This is a genomic window from Gemmatimonas sp., assembly GCF_021298855.1.
Lineage (GTDB): Bacteria > Gemmatimonadota > Gemmatimonadetes > Gemmatimonadales > Gemmatimonadaceae > Gemmatimonas.
This window is the reverse complement of the sequence record NZ_JAJTHI010000022.1, coordinates 1-21587: the sequence shown is the minus strand read 5'-3', so window position 1 is coordinate 21587 and position 21587 is coordinate 1. Positions and strand designations below refer to the sequence as shown.

The 21587-nt window shown below is 70.2% G+C and carries 15 protein-coding genes; 10 read left to right on the top strand and 5 right to left on the bottom strand.

The features are described from left to right. Positions 1 to 33: 33 nt before the first annotated feature. Genes LW840_RS08180 through LW840_RS08170 form a run of 3 tightly spaced genes read right to left on the bottom strand, consistent with a single transcriptional unit; the run spans position 34 to position 3424 of the window. Complete coding sequence (locus LW840_RS08180) at positions 34 to 1221, bottom strand: efflux RND transporter periplasmic adaptor subunit (RefSeq protein ID WP_291273234.1); 1188 nt, start codon at positions 1219 to 1221, stop codon at positions 34 to 36. After that, entirely contained in the window at positions 1218 to 2774 is a 1557-nt protein-coding gene (locus LW840_RS08175) for a TolC family protein (RefSeq protein WP_291273235.1), read from the bottom strand. Before LW840_RS08175 ends, LW840_RS08180 begins: the two co-directional genes overlap by 4 nt. Continuing rightward, positions 2771 to 3424 carry a TetR/AcrR family transcriptional regulator gene (locus LW840_RS08170; protein WP_291260371.1) on the bottom strand — a complete coding sequence of 218 codons (654 nt, stop codon included), beginning with the start codon at positions 3422 to 3424 and terminating at the stop codon, positions 2771 to 2773. The genes LW840_RS08175 and LW840_RS08170 overlap by 4 nt, the downstream gene beginning before the upstream one ends. Before the next feature lie 238 nt (positions 3425 to 3662). Between LW840_RS08170 and LW840_RS08165 the strand changes: the two genes are divergently transcribed. Beyond that, the gene (locus LW840_RS08165) at positions 3663 to 4895 is read left to right on the top strand and encodes an XdhC/CoxI family protein (protein ID WP_291273236.1); all 1233 of its coding nucleotides are present in this window, start codon (positions 3663 to 3665) and stop codon (positions 4893 to 4895) included. Positions 4896 to 4906: 11 nt separating this feature from the next. Continuing rightward, on the top strand, positions 4907 to 5575 hold the full coding sequence (locus LW840_RS08160; protein ID WP_291273237.1) for a nucleotidyltransferase family protein: 669 nt from the start codon (positions 4907 to 4909) through the stop codon (positions 5573 to 5575). Positions 5576 to 5667: 92 nt separating this feature from the next. Here LW840_RS08160 and LW840_RS08155 read toward each other — a convergent pair whose 3' ends face one another. Then, complete coding sequence (locus LW840_RS08155) at positions 5668 to 6366, bottom strand: Spy/CpxP family protein refolding chaperone (protein WP_291269513.1); 699 nt, start codon at positions 6364 to 6366, stop codon at positions 5668 to 5670. A gap of 288 nt (positions 6367 to 6654) precedes the next feature. On the opposite strand from LW840_RS08155, the gene LW840_RS08150 reads away from it, so the two are divergent. The 8 genes from LW840_RS08150 (at position 6655) to LW840_RS08115 (ending at position 20757) form a co-directional block, all read left to right on the top strand. After that, a complete protein-coding gene (locus tag LW840_RS08150) occupies positions 6655 to 8982 on the top strand; it encodes a glutamine amidotransferase (RefSeq protein WP_291273238.1) in 2328 nt (775 codons plus the stop codon). Further along, the gene (locus LW840_RS08145; RefSeq protein WP_291269515.1) at positions 8979 to 9914 is read left to right on the top strand and encodes a hypothetical protein; all 936 of its coding nucleotides are present in this window, start codon (positions 8979 to 8981) and stop codon (positions 9912 to 9914) included. The genes LW840_RS08150 and LW840_RS08145 overlap by 4 nt, the downstream gene beginning before the upstream one ends. A 65-nt stretch (positions 9915 to 9979) precedes the next feature. Continuing rightward, on the top strand, positions 9980 to 12280 hold the full coding sequence (locus LW840_RS08140) for a tetratricopeptide repeat protein (RefSeq protein ID WP_291276783.1): 2301 nt from the start codon (positions 9980 to 9982) through the stop codon (positions 12278 to 12280). Beyond that, the gene (locus tag LW840_RS08135) at positions 12277 to 13065 is read left to right on the top strand and encodes a DUF4159 domain-containing protein (protein WP_291269517.1); all 789 of its coding nucleotides are present in this window, start codon (positions 12277 to 12279) and stop codon (positions 13063 to 13065) included. The genes LW840_RS08140 and LW840_RS08135 overlap by 4 nt, the downstream gene beginning before the upstream one ends. 24 nt (positions 13066 to 13089) lie before the next feature. After that, entirely contained in the window at positions 13090 to 14118 is a 1029-nt protein-coding gene (locus LW840_RS08130) for a MoxR family ATPase (protein WP_291269518.1), read from the top strand. Positions 14119 to 14128: 10 nt separating this feature from the next. Further along, complete coding sequence (locus LW840_RS08125) at positions 14129 to 15028, top strand: DUF58 domain-containing protein (protein WP_291273240.1); 900 nt, start codon at positions 14129 to 14131, stop codon at positions 15026 to 15028. A 10-nt stretch (positions 15029 to 15038) separates the two neighbouring features. Further along, the gene (locus tag LW840_RS08120) at positions 15039 to 17099 is read left to right on the top strand and encodes a BatA domain-containing protein (protein ID WP_291269520.1); all 2061 of its coding nucleotides are present in this window, start codon (positions 15039 to 15041) and stop codon (positions 17097 to 17099) included. Between the two features lie 46 nt (positions 17100 to 17145). Next, positions 17146 to 20757: a DUF4175 family protein gene (locus tag LW840_RS08115; RefSeq protein WP_291276782.1), complete on the top strand. Its 3612-nt coding sequence runs from the start codon at positions 17146 to 17148 to the stop codon at positions 20755 to 20757. A gap of 154 nt (positions 20758 to 20911) precedes the next feature. Here LW840_RS08115 and LW840_RS08110 read toward each other — a convergent pair whose 3' ends face one another. Beyond that, positions 20912 to 21310, bottom strand: coding sequence for a four helix bundle protein (locus LW840_RS08110; protein WP_291267634.1), 399 nt, complete (start codon positions 21308 to 21310; stop codon positions 20912 to 20914). Between the last annotated feature and the right edge of the window lie 277 nt (positions 21311 to 21587).

The window sequence follows — 21587 nt, the reverse complement described above, 5'->3', positions numbered from 1 at the left end:
TTGGGATGAGCTGCGGAGAGTCGCGGAGGGTGCTCAGTTCTTCGAGATCGGCCGGGCCGAGTCGGTCGCCGGCGCGATGCCCCTGGTGGTCGCCCGCTGGCCCGGCGCGTCGCTCGGCGCCGACACCGTGACGGGCACGCCCACCGAGATGCCGCGCGCGGCACCCAGCAGCACCGTGTCGCCGCTGGCCAGCCCGGTGGTCACTTCTACCCGCTCGGCCACCTCGTCACGCAAGCCGAGCAGTACGTCCACCTTTTCCACCTTGCCGCCCTTGAGGCGCATCACGCTGGGCGTGATGCCGGTCTGGTCCACGGCCTGCTCCGGGACGAGCACCCCGACGCGCTTCTGCGACGAGACGCGGCCTTCGACGAAGAGGCCCGCCACCAGCACCCCGGCGTTGTTGGGCACGGAGGCCTGAATGGCCACCTGCTTGGTCTGCGCGTTCACCATGGGCGCGATGCGCGTGACGCGCCCCGTGAGCGCGCGATCGGCGCCGTTCACCGTGAAGGTGACCGGGGCGCCCACCCGGACCTCGCCAAGGGATACGGCGGGCACCGAGGCCTCCACGCGCAGGCTGCGCGGATCGATCACCGTGAACATCGCGCTCCCCGGCGTCACGATGTCGCCCGGGCTCACCGCCTTCTCCGCGACGATGCCGGCGAAGGGGGCACGCACAACCGTGTTGCGCAGATTCTTTTCCGCCGATGAGAGCCGCGCCTGTGCCTCGGCGAGCCCGGCCTGCGCCGAGAGGTTGGCGCGCTCGGCGCCCTCCACGTCACGGTCGGCGATGGCTCCCGCCGCCGCGAGCGTGCGGGCGCGCTGCAGTTCGCGTTCGGCCTGCTGCGCCGCGACCGAGGCCTGCGTCACGCCCGAACGCGCGGACAGGGCGGCATCACGCACCGCGGAGTCGTCGATGCGGGCGAGCACCGTGCCCGCGTTCACGCGCTGCCCGGCGTCGGCGTATGTCTGCAGCACGGCGCCGGCCACCTCGGCGCGCAGCCGCGCCTCACGGTCGGCCGCGAGCGTACCCGAGATACTGGGGCCGCTGCTCAGCGTGTCGGAGATGGCCACGGCCATGTTGTCGGGACCGATGGTCTGGACGGCGGCCGCCTGGTCGGCGGGTGCCTCCGCCTTGCTGCCGCAGGCAGCGAGCGGAGCGAGCGACAGCGTCGTGACGGCGAGCATCGTGTAATGCGCCGATCGGCGCGAAGCGGTGGTCATCGGGAGATACCCATGTTCATGGAAGCCGACATCGGAACGGACGCGCCGCCAGCCGACAACGGGAGATACGGGAGAAGTTCAAGGCGCTTGCGGGCCACTTGCAGGTCGCGCGCAGCCCGCGCCCGGTTGGCGAGCGCCTGCTGCAGCTGCACACGGGTTTCCGACAGTTCGAGTTGCGTGGAGATGCCTTCGCGGAAGCGCACCTCGGCAATGGCGTAGGCACGCTGGGCCTGCTCCGCCGTGCCGATGCTGGCCTGCCAGTTGGTCTCCGCTTCGGTGAGCTGCAGGGCGGCCAGACGCGCATCGAGCGTGGCGCCTTCTTCGGCCTGCTTGAGGCGCTGTCGTGCTTCCACCACGCCGGCCTCTGCGGCGGTGATCTGCCCGCGCACGTTGCCGCCGGTGAAGAGCGGATAGGACAGCCCGATACCCACGGTCCAGTTGGGGAGGAAGTCGGAGAGGCTGCGCGGCAGGACGGTGGGCGTCGGCGCCAGTCGCTGGTAGTTGGTCGTGGCCGAGAGCTGCGGCAGACGCTGCGCCTTGGTGGCACGCAACTGCTGCTCGGCCACATTCACCCCGTAAGCGGCCTGACGCACGGCGGCGCGTGCGCGCGCCGCGGTATCGCTGGCGGCCACCAGCCGCGACACCTCGCCCTGCACACGCGGGTCCGCGGCCAGCACCGAGTCGGCGTTCACATTGATGGTCGCGATGGCGCCAGCCGGGGCGGACGCTGGCACGGGCAGTTCCGCGATGCTGTCGGTGAGCTGGAGCGGCTGATCGGCAGGCAAGTCGAGCAGTTGCCGCAGCCGAATGAGGGCCGTTTCGCGCGTGGTCCGCGCCTGCAGCAGCGCCGGACGCTGGTTGTCGCGTGTCACGCGCGCACGAATGAGCTCGAACTCCGACGTGGACCCCACATTGCGGGTGAGCTGCACCTGCCGCAGGGTCCGCTCAGCCTGGACGAAGGCCGAGTCGGCAATGATGGCCAGCCGCTCGGCAAGCAGCGCATCGTAGTAGGCCGACGTGACATCGAGCTGTACCTGTGCTTCGGCGCTGGTTATCGCAAGGTCGGCCGACTCGCGTGCATAGCGCGCGCCGCGCATGCCGGCGGCGACGCGTCCGCCCGTGTAGAGCGGCTGCGAAGCAATGAGCCCGAAATTGAAGTTGTACGGCGACGCGAAGATGCGGGTGATGGGATTGTCCGCCTGCGACGAGTCGGCCCCTCCCCCGGTACCAGCCCCGCCCCCTCCACCACGATTGGCCACGGCGGCGAACTGGTTCTGCAGCTGCCGCTGCCAGTTCAAGGTGGTGTTCACTTGCGGCAACCCGGCAGAGCGCGCCTGCGCCTGCTGGCCACGCGCGCGCTGCGCGCCGGCACGGGCAAGTTCCACGGCTTCGCTCGTGGCCCCGGCCAGGCGCAGGGCGTCAGTCAGCGAGAGTGGTCGCGGGGCGGCTGTTGGCCGCTGCGCCGACAACGGCGACGCCGCAGCCAGCAGGGCGGCCACCGCCAAGGGAGCAAGTGCCGCGCGATGCGCGCGGACACGGAGAGTCACCATCATTCGGGGATCGCGGTAAGGGTCGACTCGGGCGCCATCAGCGGCGCGCGTACGGCCGGTTGAGACAACACATGCAACCCGCGGAGGAAGAGGCGTACGTACGCACGCAGCGAGTCCTCCACCGGCTGGGTGAACATCATGGGCATCACGTCGCGGTTCATGCCGTCGGCGAAGACCGCGCCCATGAACATCGTGACGGCCGCGTCGATTTCGGTGGGCGTGGCCACCTTGTCGTGATCGATGTAGCCGGCCACGTACAGCTGGTGCACGTAGCGGCGCAGCTGCATCATTGCGCCGTGCGGCCCACTGACGGCGCACGGCGCGAGGTCGGGCCGCTCCTCGAGGTCGGACATCATCTGCCGGATGAGCGGCCGCATGCCGCAGGTCTCGGAGTGATGCGCGCGCGCCCAGGCGTACAGCTCGGCCTCCGGCTCCCGCGGGTCGTCCGGGAGCCGCTCCTGCTCCTTGGCCGCCGCGAGGTCGCGCATCATCTGCTCGAGCAGCGCGTCCTTGGAACCGAAGTGCCGGAACAGCGTGACTTCGTTCACGCCTGCCTCCTCGGCGATGCGGCGCGTGGTTGCCCCGCGCCAGCCATGCTGGGTGTAGACGCGCCCCGCTGCCTGGAGGATCCGCTGCCGATGGTCTTCAGTCATACCGACACGTTATGCAAGTACATGCTTGCGTGCAAGCAGGCACTTGCTTGCCGTATTGTGGAACAGCGTTAGGTCTCCACCCGAGAGACGTAACGGAAACCGGAACGCGGGGGTTTCACGGCGCACGCGGCGTTGGCGAAGCCGTCCTGCGCGGTCTATTCTTTGCCCATCGGTGTACGCCGTTGCGTGCCGCTGTGCGCGGCAGCCCGTCATCCCTGCCTTCCCCCCAGGAGCGATCGTGTCCGGCTTCGTCGATCTTGCGCGTGCCGCCCAGGCCGCGCGTCTGGCACGGCCCGACGTCCCGCTGGCGCTCGCCACCCTCGTGCAGGTGGACGGCTCGTCATACCGACAGCCTGGGGCGCGCTTGCTGGTCGACGCCGAGGCGCGGGTGCTGGCGGGGGCTGTGAGCGGCGGCTGTCTGGAGGGCGATGTCGCGGCGCGCGCCAGCGAGGTGTGTGCCAGCGGGCGGGCCTTGCGCCTCAGGTACGACTTGCGGGCTGACCTCGAGACAATCTGGGGCTTCGGCGCCCGGTGCGACGGCATCGCGCATCTGTTGCTGGAGCCACTCCCCGATTGGCGCTGGATGGTACAAGCCGAATCGGTGCGAAACCGCCGGCAGGGGGGCGCGGTGGTGACCGTCCTCGATGCCCGGGGAAGTGGGGCCACCTGCGCGCTGCTCGACGGCGACGTGAGCAATGGTCGGTGGCATCGCCTCCACGATGAGTCGCGGCTTGTTCCAAATGCCGAGATCGCGCCGCTGGTGCAGGCGACGCGGCGTACCGGGCAGGCCGTGCTGCAGGCGATCGCCGATGACGTCACCGTGTTCGTGGAGCCGTTGGTGGCACCGGTCGCGCTGCACTGCGTGGGGGCCGGGCGCGGCGCCGAGGCGTTCGCGCAGATCGCCACGACGTTGGGATGGCAGGTCACGGTCCTCGACCACCGCCCGGCGCTGCTCGACGGGCTGCAGCTGCCCGCGGGCGTCGCGGTGCGTCGGGTGGGACAGATGGAGGCGGTGCAGCAGGCGGTGACCCAACTGCCGCACGACGAGCGCACGGCCGTTGCGTTGCTGACGCACATCTTCGACGTCGACGTGGCGTGGCTCACCGCCACGCTCCCGCTGCCGTTCGGCTACGTGGGGGTGCTGGGTTCTCGGCAGCGCGCCACGCAGCTCACCGAGCAGGCCACCCAGCAGCTCGCCCTGCGCGGCACGCCGCTCACGGCGCGTCAGCGACACAAGCTCCACGCGCCCATCGGCCTCGATCTTGGGGGGGAGACGCCGGCCTCCATCGCGCTGGCGGCGATCGCCGAGATCGAGGCGGTGATTCACGCGCGCCCGGCGGGATTCCTGCGGGAGCGTCAGAGTCCCATTCATGCGCGCACGCCGACCCCCGAGCTCCTCGCTCGCGACGCGGCGCGCGCGTTGGCCGATCAGCCGTTGCGCTGCGATCTCCCCGAGTTTCCTGACCGCTGAGTGACCCGCTCATGCCCCCAGGCAGCGTCGCCGGGCTCCTGTTGGCGGCAGGCGGGTCGCGCCGCTTGGGCGAGCCCAAGCAACTCCTGGTGGACGAGACCGGCGTTCCGGCGGTCGTGCGCATGGCGCGGGCGCTCCGCGATGCGGGGTGCGCCCCGCTCCTCGTCGTTGTTGGCGCCGCCGCCGAGGCGGTAACCCGCAGTCTGGCGCACGAATCGGTGCACGTGGTGCGGCATGCGGAATGGGCCCATGGCATGGGGAGCTCCATCGGCGCGGGGATGCGGGCGCTGATCGACCTCACCGCGTCCACCGACGACGTACAGGGCGTGCTCATTGCGCCGTGTGACATGCCTGCGGTCACCGCGCCGTTCCTTGTGGCCTTGCGCTCACACTTCACTGGCACGGAGCGCGTGGCGGCGGCGTACGTGGCGGGGGCGTCTATGCCAGCCGCAAGTGCAGCGGCAACCACGGCACCTGCCCGCGGCATTCCCGCGATTCTCCCTCGTGCCGACTGGCCGTGGCTGAAGATGCTGTCTGGTGAACAGGGTGCCAAGCCGCTGCTACAGCAGGACACCATTGCCGTGCCTCTCGGCGACGGGGCCTTCGATCTGGATACCCCTGCCGACGTGGCACGGTGGCGACAGACGCAGGGACTCGGCGGTCGATCGGCGAACACGTAGCACGCCACCGGGACGCCGAACCGCCACGTGCCCCCGATACCCTAAGGCATCGGGGGCACGCGACATTCGCAACCCACTGGTGCGCGCTGCGGTTACTGGCTGTCCGGCGCTACTGGTGCCTCGGGCGCGCCGCGCCGTCCCCGGCCACCGTACATCCCCGGCGGCATCGCTCCATCGGGACCGCGCTGCCCGCGGAACGGCCCCCCATACGCACCGCGCCGCATGCCTCGCCCGCCGCGCGCGGCGCCCCGCTGTCCGCGCATGGCTCCGCGCTGCCGCATGTCGCGTCGCAGATTGTCGAGGCGCGTCTTCTGTTGCGTGGTCAACACACCACGCACCTCCTGTCGCTGCTTGAGACCGGCGATGAGCTGTTCATTGCGCAGCGCACTCATGCGATCGAGCGCGGTACGCGCCTTGGACAGGTTGCCATCGCCCTGAGTGGCGTCGAGCAGATCGGCACGCGCCCGCAGCAGATCGGCCTCGTTGGCCCGCACGGCCGGCGCATCCTGCAGCGCTTCGAGTCGCTTCACCTGCTCATCGGTCAGCTGCAGTTCGGACCGCATCCGCAACAGCATGCCGGCCGGATTGCCACGTCCTGCACGACCCATGCGCCGGTCACCCGCCACGGCGTTGGGACCAGCTGCCGGACCACCGCGACGCATGGTGCCGGCCGGCCCCTGGCCGTCGCGCGGACGGGGAGCCCCGGCACCAGCCTGTGCCTGAACCACGGTGCCGAGTGCCAGGCTGGCGAGCGCGGTCGCCAGCAACAGACGGGAACGGATATGTGTCATATAAGCCTTCCGGTTGAGTGTGGCGGTCGCCCTGCCGGCGCCCGCTTCACCCCATTGGACGCATGTCGGTCCTGACCGTTAAGGCGCTGGTCGCGTCGTCACGACGGCGCCAACGTCGCGGGCCCCTGTTGCGTCTAGCTCATGCATCGCGCGGCACGACCGCGTGGCGCTGGTGCAGGGCGAGTCCATGGGTGCATCCTAGGATGCACGGGGGGCCCGACGCACCGTGTGGGTGCCGTGCCATGTCGTGTTCGCCTGCCCTTCCCGTCCCTCACCGGCCGTTCTCACGTGGGATCCTGGTTCGACACGATCGGCACCTGGCTCTTCAAGTACTCCCCGCGCGCGTTTGCCCGCGGGGAGTTCGTGACGGCGCCGGTCGTACCGGCCACGCTGCTGGTCGGTGCCGCGATCGTGTTGGTACTGCTGATCGTTGCCAGTCACGTACGCCTGCGCTCGCTGCCCTGGCGTGATCGGCTGCTGCTCGCGGCGTTGCGCACGGCCGCCGTACTGCTGGTACTGGCCTGCCTCTTCCGTCCCGGACTGGTGATTGCCGCGGCCGTTCCGCAGCGCAACGTGCTCGCGGTGGTATTCGATGATTCGCGCAGCATGCGCATCACCGATGTCGGTGCGTCGATGGCGCGCGGAGACAGCGCGACCACGGCCGCGGCATCGCGCCTCGCCGTCCTGCAGCGCGCCTTCAATGACAGCACGGCGCTCATGCGCGCGCTGGGGGGCCGCTTCGCGATCCGCCGCTTCCGCTTTTCGGCCGGCGCCACGCCGGTGCGCGCCGCCGATGAGGTACGCGCAGCGGGGACCCGCTCCGACCTCGCGCAGACGCTCGACGACGTGCGACAGGATCTCGACGGAATGCCGCTCGCGGGCGTCGTGCTGGTGACCGACGGTGCCGACAACGGCCGCTCCTCCCTCGACGACGCGCTGCTCGGCCTGCGCGCCCGCCGGGTGCCGGTCTACACGGTGGGTGTGGGCACGGAGCGCTTCACGCGCGACGTGGCGGTGGAACGGGTGCAGGCGCCGCAGCGCCTGCTCGCCGGAGCGGCCGGTGTCGTGGAAGCGGACATCCGCATGCGTGGCCTCGACGAACGCGGCGTGTCGGTGACGCTCGAAGCAGACGGGCGCGTGGTCGCCACGGAGACTGTGCCGCGACCCGCCAAGGGGGATCTTGGCACCCTGCGCATGCGCATTCCCCCGCTTCCGCCCGGCGTACACCGCCTCGCCGTGCGGGCGCGTCCGCTCGCCAACGAGGTCGTCACGCAGAACAACGAGTGGCAAACCAGTCTCGAGGTGCGCAGTGGCCCCGAGCGCGTGCTCTACGTGGAAGGGGAACCGCGCCCGGAATTCGCGTTCCTGCGGCGCGCCGTGGCCGAGGACAGCGCCATGCAGGTGGTGGGACTCATGCGCAGCGCCGAGCGCAAGTTTCTGCGACTCGGTGTGCGGGACAGTCTCGACCTGCTCAACGGATTTCCCACCACGCGCGAGGAGCTCTTCGGCTATCGCGCCATCATCCTCGGCAGCGTCGAGGCAGCCTTCTTCAGCGGCGAACAACTGCGCATGCTGGCTGACTTCGTGAGCGTTCGTGGTGGCGGTCTGCTCGTGCTGGGTGGCCGTGCCTCGCTCAGTGAAGGCGGATTTGCCGGCACGCCGCTCGCGGACGTCCTGCCCCTCACCCTCACGCGCGGCGAGATCAACGTGGACGGGCCGGCCACCTCGGTGCAGGTACGCCCCACGCGCGCCGGTGACGTGCACCCGGCCCTCCAGCTGCGGGAGACCCTGGCCGCCTCGCGACAGCGGTGGGACTCCCTGCCCCCGCTCACATTGGTGAACCGTGTTGGCGCGCTGCGCGCCGGCGCCACGCTGCTGCTTGCCGGTCGCACGGAAGACGGACGCAGTGATGTTCCCGTGCTGGCATGGCAACGCTACGGGCGGGGCATGAGCGCGGTCTTCACGGCGCAGGACTCATGGCTGTGGCGTATGGACGCCAGCATCGCGGTGGAAGACCGCTCACACCAGACGTTCTGGCGCCAAATGACGCGCTGGCTTGTGGATGGCGCCCCGTCGCCCTTCGAGGTCACCACCACTCCGGCCCGCGTGGCCCCTGGTGAGACCGTGGTGCTGCGGGCGCAGGTGGCCACGCCCCAGTTCGAAGACATCAACGACGCGGAGGTGACGGCCACCGTGACCGGACCGACAGGCGGCAGCGAGACGCTGGCCCTCGAATGGTCGCTGCGCGACGACGGCAGCTACGCGGCCCGCTTCACCCCCCGCGACACCGGACGCTACATCGTGGACGCGGTGGCCGTGACGGGGCGCGATTCGGTGCAGGCGGTCACCACCACGGTGCTGGTGGACGAACGGGGAGCCGACGTGGCGCAAGCCGAGTTGCGGGCCCCGCTGCTGCGGCGCATTGCCGACGAGACCGGCGGGCGCTACTACCCGATCGCCGAGGCCGGCGCCCTCGCCGATGACGCCGTGTACACGAACGCCGGCGTGACCGTGCGCGAGGCGAAGGACCTGTGGGACATGCCGGCGGTATTCCTTCTTCTGGCCTTCGTGCTCGGGGCCGAGTGGAGCTACCGTCGCTGGAGGGGACTGGCATGAAGGCGCTGGGACGACGACTGGCCGGCGTGCTCGCCTGCCTGGCCGCAGCGGGAACGCCGCGGGCCGTGGCCGCACAAAGCACGCACGTTCTCATCGTCTCGGGGCTCTCTGGGGACCCGGCGTTCAAGACGCGCTTCGGCAGCGCCGTGAGCGCCGTGCGGTCGGCCGCCGCGACGCGATGGGGGGTGAGCGACTCCAGTCTCATCGTGCTCACCGAGGATTCCACGGCCTTCAACGGGCGGTCCACCCGCGACAATATCGCCCGCGCGTTTGCCGCGCTGTCGCGGCGGACGCGCCCCGGCGACGTGCTGCTCGTGCTCCTGGTGGGCCACGGGAGTGGTGAGGGCGCCGGCTCGAAGGTCAACCTGCCCGGCCCCGATGCCACCGCCAGCGAGTACGCCGCCTGGCTGGCGCCCTTCGGCGCGCAACAGGTGGTGTTCGTGAACGCCGCCACCGGGAGCGGGGATTTCGTGCCGGTCATTGCCGGCAGCGGCCGGGTGGTGGTGACCGCCACGCGCTCGGCGGTCGAAAAGAACGATGCGGAGTTTCTGCAGCATTTTGCCCGCGCCCTCAGCACCGACGACGCCGACGCGAACAAGGACGGACGGTTGTCTGCGCTCGAGGCATTCCGTTTTGCGCGCGCGGAGGTGGCGAAGTCGTACGAGTCGACCAACCGCATGCTCACCGAACATGCCGTGCTCAGCGACTCCACGGCGGCGGCCAGGATGTCGTTCGGCACGCGCGCGGCCACCACGGATCCGCGCGTGGCCCGCCTGCTGGAGGAACGGCAGGCGCTCGAGTCACAGGTGGCCGCGCTGCGGGCGCGCAAGGCGGCGATGGAACCGGCGGCCTACGAAGCCGAACTCGAGCGGTTGCTGCTCGCGCTGGCGGAGAAGTCGGCCGCCATCAAGGCGGCGGGAGGCGGCAAGTGAACCGTTGCCTGCAGTTCCGTAGGCAACCAGGCGTGCGTCGCCGGAGGGCGTCCCGCTGGCTGGTGATGGCGGGTAGCCTGCTGAGTGTGCTGCTCGAAGTGCCGCTCTCCGCCGCCTGCGCACAGGTGCCAACGCGCACCGATCGGTTCGGCGCCGAGATCGCCGCGGCCGAGGCGGCGGCGCAGCGCGGTGACCGCACCGACGCCATGGCCCGGGCGCGCCGCATCACGACCGCCTACGAACAGACCGGCACGCGCAGCAGCGCCGACCACAGCGAGGCCGGTCGCGCGTACGCGCTGCTGGCCACGGGGAACGCCGCGGCGACACGCGCGGCGCTGGCCGCATTTGATCGTGCCGTGGCCGCCGATTCGGGCAACCTCGACGCGCGCCGGCGCCTTGGGCAGCTCTTTCTCGACGCGTACAACGGCCCCGAGGCGCGCGCCTCGTTCGAGGCGGTGCTCGCCCGCGCGGATGGCGACGCGGAGGCGCTGCTGGGGCTTGCCATGGTGGAAGAGTTCGAGGGGAAGGGCACGGCCATGGCCACGGCACGCCAGGCGCTCGCGGCGGCGCCCGCGAGTGCGCGCGTGCTGTCGTACGTGGCCCGCCTGCACCTCGATGCCGAGGCGTTCGACTCGGCCCGTGCCGTGGCCGAACGCGCCGTGCGCGCGGACAGTACGCTGCAGTCGGCGTGGTCGGTGCTGGGGGCACAGGCGTGGCTCCGCGGCGACTCCGCCACGTACCAGCGCGCCCTGCGGGCCGCCACCCTGCTGCAGCCTCGCCCTGCCGAGTTCTACACCGCCCTGGCCGAAGCCGCCGTTCGGCAGCGCCGCTATGCGGAGGCGGTGCGTCTGGCGGAGCAGGCCGTGCGATTCGACAGCCTCTCGGCACGGGCGCTCGGAGTCCTGGGCACCAATCAGCTGCGCATCGGTCAGCTGGATGCCGGGCGGCTGTCGGTGGAGCGGGCCTTTGCGCTCGATCCTTTCAATCTGTGGCACAAGAACACGCTGGACCTGCTGGACAAGATGCGCGGGTTCCGCACCGTCAGGCAGGGACGATTCGAAGTCGTGGCACCGTCCGATGATGCCGCGCTGCTGGCGTTGTACATCGTGCCGCTGCTCGAGCAGGCCTACGACTCCCTCGCACGCCGGTATGGGTACCAGGCGCCCACGCCGGTGCGTCTCGAGTTCTTCCGGCAGCATGCCGACTTCTCGGTGCGCACCGTGGGGCTCACGGGACTGGGGGCGCTTGGCGTGAGCTTTGGCAGCCTGCTGGCCATGGATACCCCCAATGCACGAGAGCGCGGGACGTTCAACTGGGGGAGCACGGCGTGGCACGAGCTCACGCACGCGTTCACGCTGGGTGCCTCGGGGCATCGCGTTCCCCGGTGGCTGTCGGAAGGGCTCTCGGTGCTCGAGGAGCGGCGCGCGAATGTGGGATGGGGCGCCCGCACGACGTTGCCGTGGCTTCTGGCGTACCACGCCGGACGCCTGCGTCCGGTCAGCCAGATGAATGATGGCTTCATGCGTCCGCGGTATCCTGAGGAGACCTCGTTCAGCTACTACCAGGCGTCGTTGTTCTGCGAGTGGGTGGAACGCACCAAGGGAGCGGGCGCCCTTCCGGCGCTGCTCGTGGCGTTCCGTGAGGGAGCGGACACGCCCGCCGCCATGGAACGTGTGCTTGGCCTGCGCCTGCCGGAGGTGGACGCGCAGTTCGATGGGTGGCTGCGGCAGCGGTTCGCCACGGAGCTGCAGGCCATTGGTGGGACCGGCGGACGGGACAGCAGCGGCGGGGAGTTCGTGCAGACCATGAAACGGGCGGTGCGTGCCATGGACACCCAGCGCGATTCCGCGCGGCTGCTCTTCGAGCGGGCACACCGGCTGTTTCCAAGTTACGCCGGTGATGACGGCCCCGCGTGGTACCTCACGCGTCTGGCGCTCGACGCGCACGATACCACGGGAGCGTTGGCCATGGTGGAACAGGTCACCACACGCGATGAAACCGCCTTTGATGCCAACAAGCTGGAAGCGGAGTTGCGCGAACGGCGTGGCGACCTGACGGGCGCCATGGCGGCGCTCGACAGGCTGTTGTGGATCTGGCCGTATACGGCGGGAGACCATGAAGCCCTGGCGGTGCTCGCCGCCCGGGCCGGAGATCACGCGCGGGCGGTTCGCGAACGGCGCGCGGTGATTGCCCTGCGGCCACCGGATCTCATGGACGCACGGCTCGAACTTGCCCGCGCGCTCGCGGCAGGTGGCGACACGGCGGCGGCACGACGCGAGCTGCTGAGCCTGCTGGAGGACGCGCCCAGCTATGAGGGCGCGCAGCAACTGCTGCTCGAACTGCGCAAACGCGGAGGAACGCCGTGAGGAGAGGGGAGACAACCTGGTGGCGCCGATGGACCGCAACGGCGGGCGCCCTGCTGTCGCTGGTGGCGTTGGTGGCGGTCGAGGGCCAGCGGCGCCGCGGAGCGCCGGAATTCGAACCGAACGTGCCGTACGACGGACGGCTTACCTGGGTCCGCGTCAAGTACATTCTCCCCGACTTCAGCAGCAGCAGTGGCTTTCGCGGCGGGCGCGACTTGCCGTGGTCACACGACTATCCGCGGGGCGAGCGTCACTTCACCAAGATCGTGAGTGAGCTCTCCACGGCGCGCGTCCGCCTGGGCGCGAGCAATATCCTCACGCTCGATGATCCGCTGCTGGGCAAGTACCCCGTGGCGTACATGGCCGAGCCGGGATTCTGGCGCCCCAACGACAAGGAAGTGCTCGGGCTGCGCAACTATCTCGCGAAGGGCGGCTTCATCATCTTCGACGACTTTGCCGGGCAGCACTGGTTCAACTTCGAAAGCCAGATGCAGCGCGTACTCCCCACCGTGCGCGCCGTCCCGCTGGACGCCTCACACCCCATCTTCGATTCGTTCTACAAGATCACCTCCCTCGACTACACGCACCCGTACTACGGGCTCAAGGCGGTGTTCTACGGATTCTTCGAGGACAACGATCCGCGCAAGCGGCTGCTGGCGATCGCCAACTACAACAACGACCTGTCGGAGATGTGGGAGTTCTCCGACGTGGGGATGTTCCCTGTCGACATGTCGAATGAAGCGTACAAGCTGGGCGTGAACTACGTGATCTACGCCTTGACCCGCTGACTCTTCCCCCCACCGAGGACCTGCGTGACTGCCCCTCTTTCCGAACTCGATCGCCTCGACGACGCCGCCCTCGCTGACCGTCTGCAGGGTGCCGGTCAGCGCATCGCCAGCGAACTCCGCAAGGTGATCGTCGGGCAGGATGCCGTGGTGGAACAGGCGCTCGTGGCGCTGTTTGCCGGCGGCAACTGCCTGCTGGTGGGTGTCCCTGGGCTGGCCAAGACGCTGCTCATCTCCACGCTGGCGCGTGCGCTCGACCTCAAGTTCTCGCGCATCCAGTTCACGCCCGATCTCATGCCGAGTGATGTGACCGGCACCGACGTCATCCAGGATGACCCGGCCACCGGACAGCGCCGATTGGCCTTCATGCCCGGGCCGGTGTTCGCCAACGTGCTGCTCGCCGACGAGATCAATCGCACTCCACCCAAGACTCAGGCGGCACTGCTGGAAGCCATGCAGGAACGGCGCGTCACCGTGCAGGGACGCACCTACGAGCTCGACAAGCCGTTCTTCGTCTTCGCCACGCAGAACCCCATCGAGCTCGAGGGCACCTATCCCCTGCCGGAGGCGCAGCTCGACCGGTTCATGCTGGAGGTCATGCTGGATTACCTGCCGGAGGAAGACGAGGTGGCGGTGGTGAAGGCGACCACGGCACTGCCGCCGGACGCGGTACACCCGGTGGTCTCCAAGGAAGAAATCCTCGCCTACCAGCGGGTGGTACGCCGGCTGCCCATTGCCGATGCGGTCACGCGCTATGCCGTGAAGCTGGTGCGCTGCACGCGTCCCAGCGAGGGCGGCGCCCCCGACTACGTGAAGCAGTACGTGAGCTACGGCGCGTCGGTGCGCGCGGCGCAGGCCCTGGTCCTCGGGGCCAAGGCCCGCGCGTTGCTGCAGGGGCGCGCCAGTGCCGGATTCGACGATGTGAAGGCGCTGGCCCGTCCCGTGCTGCGGCACCGCGTGCTCGTGAATTTCCAGGCGCAGTCGGAGAAGTTCACCACCGATGCCATGGTGGCGCGCCTGCTCGACTCGGTGTCCGTGCCCCGCTCCTCCCTCTGAGCCCAGCACCGTGCCCGCCGCCCCCGCCGCATTCCTCGACCCTGCGCTGCTCGCGACGATCGCCGATCTCGCGCTGCTCGCGCGCACCGTCGTGGACGGCTTCATGCACGGGCAGCATCGCAGCCTGCGCAAGGGTTCGTCACTGGACTTCGCCGAGCATCGCTCGTATCAGCCCGGCGATGATCTCCGGCGCATCGACTGGCGCGTGTACGGACGCACCGACCGGTTCTACATCAAGGAGTACGACGCGGACACCAACGCCAGTGTGCTCTTTGCCGTGGACACGTCGGGGAGCATGCAGTACGGCAGCGGTGCCGTGACCAAGTTCGCGTACGCCCGCATGCTCGTGGCGAGTCTGGCGTGGCTGTCGCAGGGCCAGGGAGACCGGGTGGGGTTGGCCACCTTCACGCAGGAGCTGGAGGAGGTCATCCCGCCGTCGGTGCGGCATCTCCAGCGCCTCCTGCATACGCTGGCCACCACGACCGCGGGCGGCCCCAGTCAGCTGGTGGCGTCGCTGGCCAAGATCGGCCTGCTGTCGCAACGGGCCGGGATCATCGTGCTGGTGACCGACTGCTATGAGCAGCCGGCGGCCCTTGGTCGCGCCGTGGATGCGCTGCGCATGCACGGCCACGACTGCATCGTCTTCCATGTGGTCGACCCGGCGGAACGCGACCTGCCAGGCGACGACGATACGACCTTCGAGGATGCGGAGAGTGGCGCCCTGCTGCCGCTCAAGCCCCGCGTGCTGCGCGAGCAGTACCAGGCACTGGTCACGGCGCATCATGCGGCGCTGCAGACCCGCCTGGCCGCGGCAGGCGCCGACTACGTGAGGCTCGACACGAGCGAGCCACTCGACCGGGCCCTGCATGCGTACCTCGACGCGCGGCTCTCGCGCGGCCGCGTGCGATGAGCAGACGGCGATGAACTTCCTCGTTCCCGCCTTTCTCGCCGGCCTCGCCTCGCTGGTCGTTCCGCTTGTGCTGCACTTGCGGCACCGTGATCGCGACCGGCCGCAGCGATTCCCGTCGCTCATGTTTCTCGAGCAGATCACCATCCGCACGGAGCAACGGCAGCGGGTCAGCGATTGGCCGCTGCTGCTGCTCCGGCTGCTGCTGCTCACGCTGCTCGTCTTCGCGTTCTCGCGCCCGCTCTTCCGCGCGCGGGGCGCCGCAGGGACCGACTCGCGTTCGCGGGCCGTGGTGCTGCTCCTGGACCGGTCGCAGAGCATGGGGTACGAGGGCACCTGGGCCCGTGCACTCGACTCGGTCCGCGCCGTGGTGGGGCGGCTGGACGCCGGTGATCGCATCGCGGTGGTGACCTACGACGACCAGGCGGAAACCCGGCAGCGACTCACCACGGACCGGGCAGCGGTGCTGGCGTCGCTCAACGGGCTGTCGCCGCGCCGTCGCGGCACGCGGCTGGCACCGGCGTTGCGTACGGCGCGCCAGCTGTTGCTCGACGCCCCCTTCGCGGCCGCGGAGATCCTGGTGGTTTCCGACCTGCAGCGGGCCGGGGCGATCGGCGTGGCGGGAGTGGAGCTGCCCGCGGGCGTGATGGTGCGCGGCATCCCCGTGGGGCCGGCATCGTGGGAGAACGCCACGGTACATGCCCTCGACGCACGCCGCGTCGTGCAGGAGGCCCGCACGGTGCTGGCGGTCAAGGCGCGGGTGCGCCGCCATGGCGGCGACGCGCCCGTGGAGCGCACCGTGCACCTCGTGATCAACGGGCGTGATGCCGCCACGCGCACGGTCCAGGTGAGTGCGGGCGGTGAAACGGTGGTGACGTTCGATCCCGTGCCCGCACCGGACGGCGCGGTTGCCGTACAGGTGGCCATGAGCCCCGATGCGCTCGCGGCCGACGACACGCTCGTCGCGGTCGTACCGCGTGATGACGATCTGGTGGTGCAACTGTCGGGTAGTGGCGAAACGCTGTACTTCGAGCGCGCGCTGGGCATTGGCCGCGCGCCGTCGGTGCTGGTGTCGCGCCCCGGCGGGATGCCCGGCGGCACCGCGCGACCGGCCGCGGTGCGCGTCTTCTGGGATATGCTCCCCGATGCCACGCTCACACCGTGGCTGGAGGAGGGCGGAGGCGCGATCGTGGTGGTCGGACGTCGGCTGGCCGAGCGTCGCGGGTCGGTGTCACCGCTCCTCCCGGCCTCGTTGGCCGGCACGGCCGATCGCCTGTCCGACCGCGGGGGAACGCTGCGCGACCTGCGCACGGAACATCCGCTCTTCGCTCCCTTCCGCGAGAATGCCGATGCGCTTGGTGCGGTGCGGATGTTCCGCTATGCCCGACTCGACGCGGAACCGGACGCCGATGTGCTCGCGCGGTTCGATGACGGCCTGCCGGCCATCCTCGAACGGCGGGTCGGCAACGGCCGTCTCCTGCTGCTCGCCCTGCCGCTCGACAACACCGCCGGCGATTTCCCGCTCCAGCCCGCCTACTTGCCGTTCGTGCGACAGCTCGTGCTGCACGCGTCCGGCCGCGATGCTGCGCCACTCTGGCGTGGCACGGGAGACCGGTGGGCGCTCCCCGGCACACTCGCGGCCCCGGTGGTCGAGTCACCAGACGGTACGTTGCTCCGCCCAACGGCCGACTCGCTGGGTGCGGCCGTGCCAGTGGCCGATGCCGGTGTTTATCGCGCGTTTGCCAATCGGGTGGGCGGAGAACCGGCGGCGCTGCTGGCCGTGAATGTGCCGACATCGGAATCGGTGCTCACGCCCATGGACTCGGCCGAACTCCTGCTTGGTGTGCAGGCGGGCGGTGCCACCGCAGCCTCGGACAGCGCGGCGCAACGCAGCGCCGGTCCGCAGACCGACCAGGAACTGGAGCGGCGGCAGTCACCCTGGCGCGTGCTGCTGCTGCTGGCCCTGCTGGCCTTGACGCTTGAAACGGTGCTGGCCACGCGCGGCCGGCGCGGCACGGCGCGACGGGTGGTCGCGCAGCCGTCGACACGCTCAGGTGCGGAGCGCACCACGTGATTGCCCAGCCAACGCACGCCGCGACACCCATTCCGGAGCAGCCCCTATGAGTCCCGACCGGCAGTTGCTCGTGACACTCCACGCGCTGCGGAGGCAGTGGCGCCTGCGTGTGCTGTGCGAATCGCTGGTGTGGCTCGCGGTCGCCACGCTTCTTGCCGTGGTGTCGGCATGGGGGCTGCTGCGGCTCTTTGCCGGCAATGAGACGGGACCGGCCATTGCGCGCGCGGTGGGCTACCTGCTGATCGCGGTCGCGCTGGTGCGCGGCCTGATCGTGCCGTTGCTGCGGCGCGCGTCGGATGAACGATTCGCACTGTACGTCGAAGAGCGCGAGCCGTCGTTGCGCCAGGCCCTGCTGGCCGCCGTACAGGAAGCGCAGCTCCCCGAAGCGCAGCGTCCGTCGCCCACGCTGTCGGCGCGCGTGATGCAGCGGGCCGTGGCAGCGATTCGTCCACTCGAGTCCCGCATGGCGCTCGAGCGTCCGCGCATCGTGCGCGCCATGCAGTCCTTCGGCGGTATCGTTGCCGTCGCGGCGGCGCTGCTCTGGCTGGGGCCGCAGGCGGTGCGGGATGGCGCCCGCGTGCTCTTCGTCCCCTTTGGTACGGCGCAGGCGGCCGTGCCGGTGCGCATGCTGGCCATTACCCCCGGCAACGTGAGTGTGCCGCGCGGCGGCGCCATCGAGGTGGAAGCGGGGCTGGTGGGATTCGCGGCCTCGAGCGCCGAACTCGTGTTCCGCAGCGATAGTGCGGGCAACGACACCGGTGCCTGGCAACGCCTGCCCATGGCGTCCGACGCCGACTCGGCGCGGTTCCGGTCGCGCCTGTTCGATATCGTACAGCGCACCGAGTACTACGTGGAGTCGGCCGACGTGCGATCGGCGGTCTTTACGCTGACCGTGAACGACCTGCCGGCCGTGTCGCGTGTGTCGCTCGACCTGCGCTTTCCGGCATACAGCGGGCTGCCGCCGGAGAAGATCGAGGACACCGGCGATGTCGCGGCGGTGGTGGGCACGACCGTTACCGTTCGCGCGCGCGTCACCCGCACGGTGGGTGGCGGCACGTTGCGCTTCGATGATGGACGGACGGTGGCGATGACGCGTGAAGGCGACAGCACCCTCGTGGGCGCGTTCACGGTACGCCGGAGTGGCTTCTATCACGTGGACCTCACCACGACCGACGGCACGACCGTGGCCGGCGCCGTGGAGTATGTCGTGGATGCGATCCCCGATCGCGCCCCCGTGGTGCGCATCGAGGAGCCGGGGCGCGACACCAAGGTCCTGAACACGGATGAGGTCACGATTGCCCTGCAGGCGACCGATGACCTGGGTGTGACCGCATTGGAACTTCGCTACCGCGTGAACGGCGGCGAGGAACGGCGTGTGCAGGTGACCGGGGGAACACGGCGCCCGCGGGATGCGCGTGGCGCCCACACGCTGTTCCTCGAGGAGCTCGCGCTGCAGCCTGGCGATCTGGTGGCGTACCACGCGGTGGCCCGGGACGGCGCCGGGCTGGTGGGGAGCAGCGATGTGTACTTCCTGGAGGTGCGTCCCTTCGGCAAGGACTACCGACAGTCGGACCAGCGCGCGCAGTCACCGCAGCCAGGCGGTGCCGGACAGCCCCAGGGCGATTCACCCGATGGATTCGTGGCGCGCCAGCGGGACGTGGTGGCCGGCACCTTCAACTGGCTGCGCGACAGCGCGAGCACCACTGACAAGGTGCGCCGCGAGAACATGACGACGCTGGCCATTGCCGAAGGGCGCTTGCGCGAGGATGTGGAGCAGCTGGTGAAGCGCCTGGCCGAGCGCGGCGTGGCCGCGCAGGACACGACCTTCGCGAAGATTCGCGGGGAACTGCAGCAGGCCGCGGTGGAACTCAAGGCCGCCGAGGAGCAGCTCGGGCGTGTGCGCGGCAATGGCGCGCTGCCGCCGGAGCAGCGCGCGCTGCAGCGCCTGCAACGCGCTGAGGCGCTCTATCGCGATGTGCAGGTCCAGATGGGGGGCGGCGGCGGGGGGGGTGGCGGCGGCGGCGGTGGACAGCAGCGTGCCGAAGATCTGGCCGACCTCTTCGAACTGGAGAACGACAAGCAGCGCAATCAGTACGAAACCATGCAGCAGCAGCGCGCGGCGGATCCGTCGCAGCCTCAGGTCGACGAGACCCTCGAGAAGCTGCGACAGCTCGCCAGCCGCCAGCAACAGGAGAACGAGCGGTTGCAGCGCATGGCCGAGGCGATGCGGCAGCGGTTGGCGGACGCGGGTGGTGCGGCCGGCGGTGCCAGTGGCGGCTCCGCCAGCGGAGGCGCGCGACCGGGCGGCGCGAACGGCAACAGCAGCCAAAGCGGCGCACAGCGGGAGCTGGCGCGACAGGCGGAGGAGGAAGCACGCCGTCTTGAGCGGCTGGCGCGCGAGCAGAGCAATCCGGAGCTGCAGCGTGCGGCCGAACAGTTGCAGCAGGCGGCCGACAACATGCGTCGTGCCGCCACCGGATCGGCGGCGCAGGGCAATGCCGCTCTCGAGGAGCTCAATCGCGCGGCGCGCAATCTGGAGGGGGCTCGGGCCTCGAGTACCTCACGCGGCGTGCAGCAGTTGGCCGACCAGGCGCGCCGGCTGGAGGAGGAGCAGCAGCAGATCCAGGAAGCGGTTCAGGGGTTGCCCGAGGCCTCACCCAGTGAACGCGGGCAGCGCCTGCAGCAACTGTCGCAGCAGAAGGACCGGCTGGCGGACGAGGTCCGTCGCCTCGAGAGCGAGGCCGATCGCCTGTCACGATCGGCGCGTCGGGATCAGCCCAAGGCTGCCGGTCAGTTGAGCGGGGCGGCCGATGCCATTCGTGATACGCGACTGGCCGACAAGATCGAGTTTTCCAAGCAGGTCGCGCGCAGCGGCAGCGGCGAGTACGCGGGCGCGTTCGAGAATCAGATTGGCGAGAACATTCGCGATGTGGCGGAGCGGCTTCGCGCCGCGCGTGGCGCGCTGCAGGGCGAGAGCGCGGCGCGTGGGCAGGAGCGCACGCTCGAGCGAACGCGCGAGCTCGTGGCGGGCATGGAATCGCTGCGTGACCGGGTGGCAGATCGGGCACAGGGCCGACCGGGGCAGCAGGGACAGCAGGGGCAGCAGGGACAGCAGGGGCAGCAGGGGCAGCAGGGGCAACAGGGGCAACAGGGGCAGCAGGGGCAGCAGGGGCAGCAGGGGCAGCAAGGCGGGAACCGTGGTGGCGCAGCGCAGGGCGCCGCGCGCGGCGGTGGTATGCCGGGCGACGAGCCGGGACAGGGTGGAATGGCTGCAGGCGCGCCGCGCAGTGGTGGCGGGATACCGCGCGGAGAGGCCACGCAGTTCGCGCGCGAGTTCCGCCTGCGCCGTCAGGCCGCCGAGGAGGTGCGGCGCGAGGCGGCAGCGCAGGGGGTGAACACACAGGATCTCGACCGCGCAATCCAGGCGATGCGAGAACTGGAGAACACCGGGGCGTTCGGGGACCCGCAGGGGCTCGAGCAGCTGCAGACGGCGCTGCTCGACCGGCTCAAGGACTTCGAGTTCACGCTGTATCGCACCGCCGCGGGAAGCGCCGACGGGCGCCCGGCTGTTGGGGCGCGAGCCACGGCGCCAGCGGAATACCGGCAGATGGTGGAGGAATACTACCGGGCGCTGGCGGGAGGGAAGCGGAAGCGGTAGGGGAGGGACTGGCGGGGACTGGCGGGGACTGGCGGGGGCTGGCGGGGACTGGCGGGAACAGCGTCATGGGAAGGGCGTCACGTGGGACGGCGTCATGGAAGACGGCCGGACCGGTAACGGCGGGTTACGGCGGGGTACGGCGGGTTACGGCGGGTTACGGCGGGGACCGTCGCATGTGCTCACGATGGTGAGCATGCGCCTCTTCCTCATCCAGTGTGCGGAGAAAGCGGGTGAGCATCTTGCACACGAGCACGCGCTTGTTCTCGCAGCGCCAGTACTCCGACTCGGCAATGGCACCGGCGTGGCGCGCGACGCGCAGATGCACGCCCACCTCGTCGGCCGAACCGCGCGCAATACGCAGGTGATTGGCGAACTGGGCGCGAGTGCCACGCGCCCCTTCGGCGATGTTGGCCGGCACCGAGTCGACGGCACGAAGCAGTTGCGCCCGGAGGCGCGGCGCCCGCGTGAAGTCGTGACGGTCGATGCGCTGGTGTACGGCGTCGGCAAAGTACAGCGCCGCTTCCAGCACCCTGAGGTTTCGTGGATCGCTCATGCACCACGATAGCCCCGCCCTTCCCGGCCGGTGTCATCCATCCTACGCGCGCATCATCACCACAACGCAGGCCGTCTTCCGTGGCTCCCCGCCGTCACCGGTCCGGCCGTCATCCATGACGCCGTCCCACCTGACGCCGTCTCACCTGACGCCGTCTCACTTGACGCCGTCTCACTTGACGCCGTCTCACTTGACGCCGTCTCACATGACGCCGTCTCACATGACGCCGTCTCACATGACGCCGTCTCACATGACGCCGTCTCACATGACGCCGTCT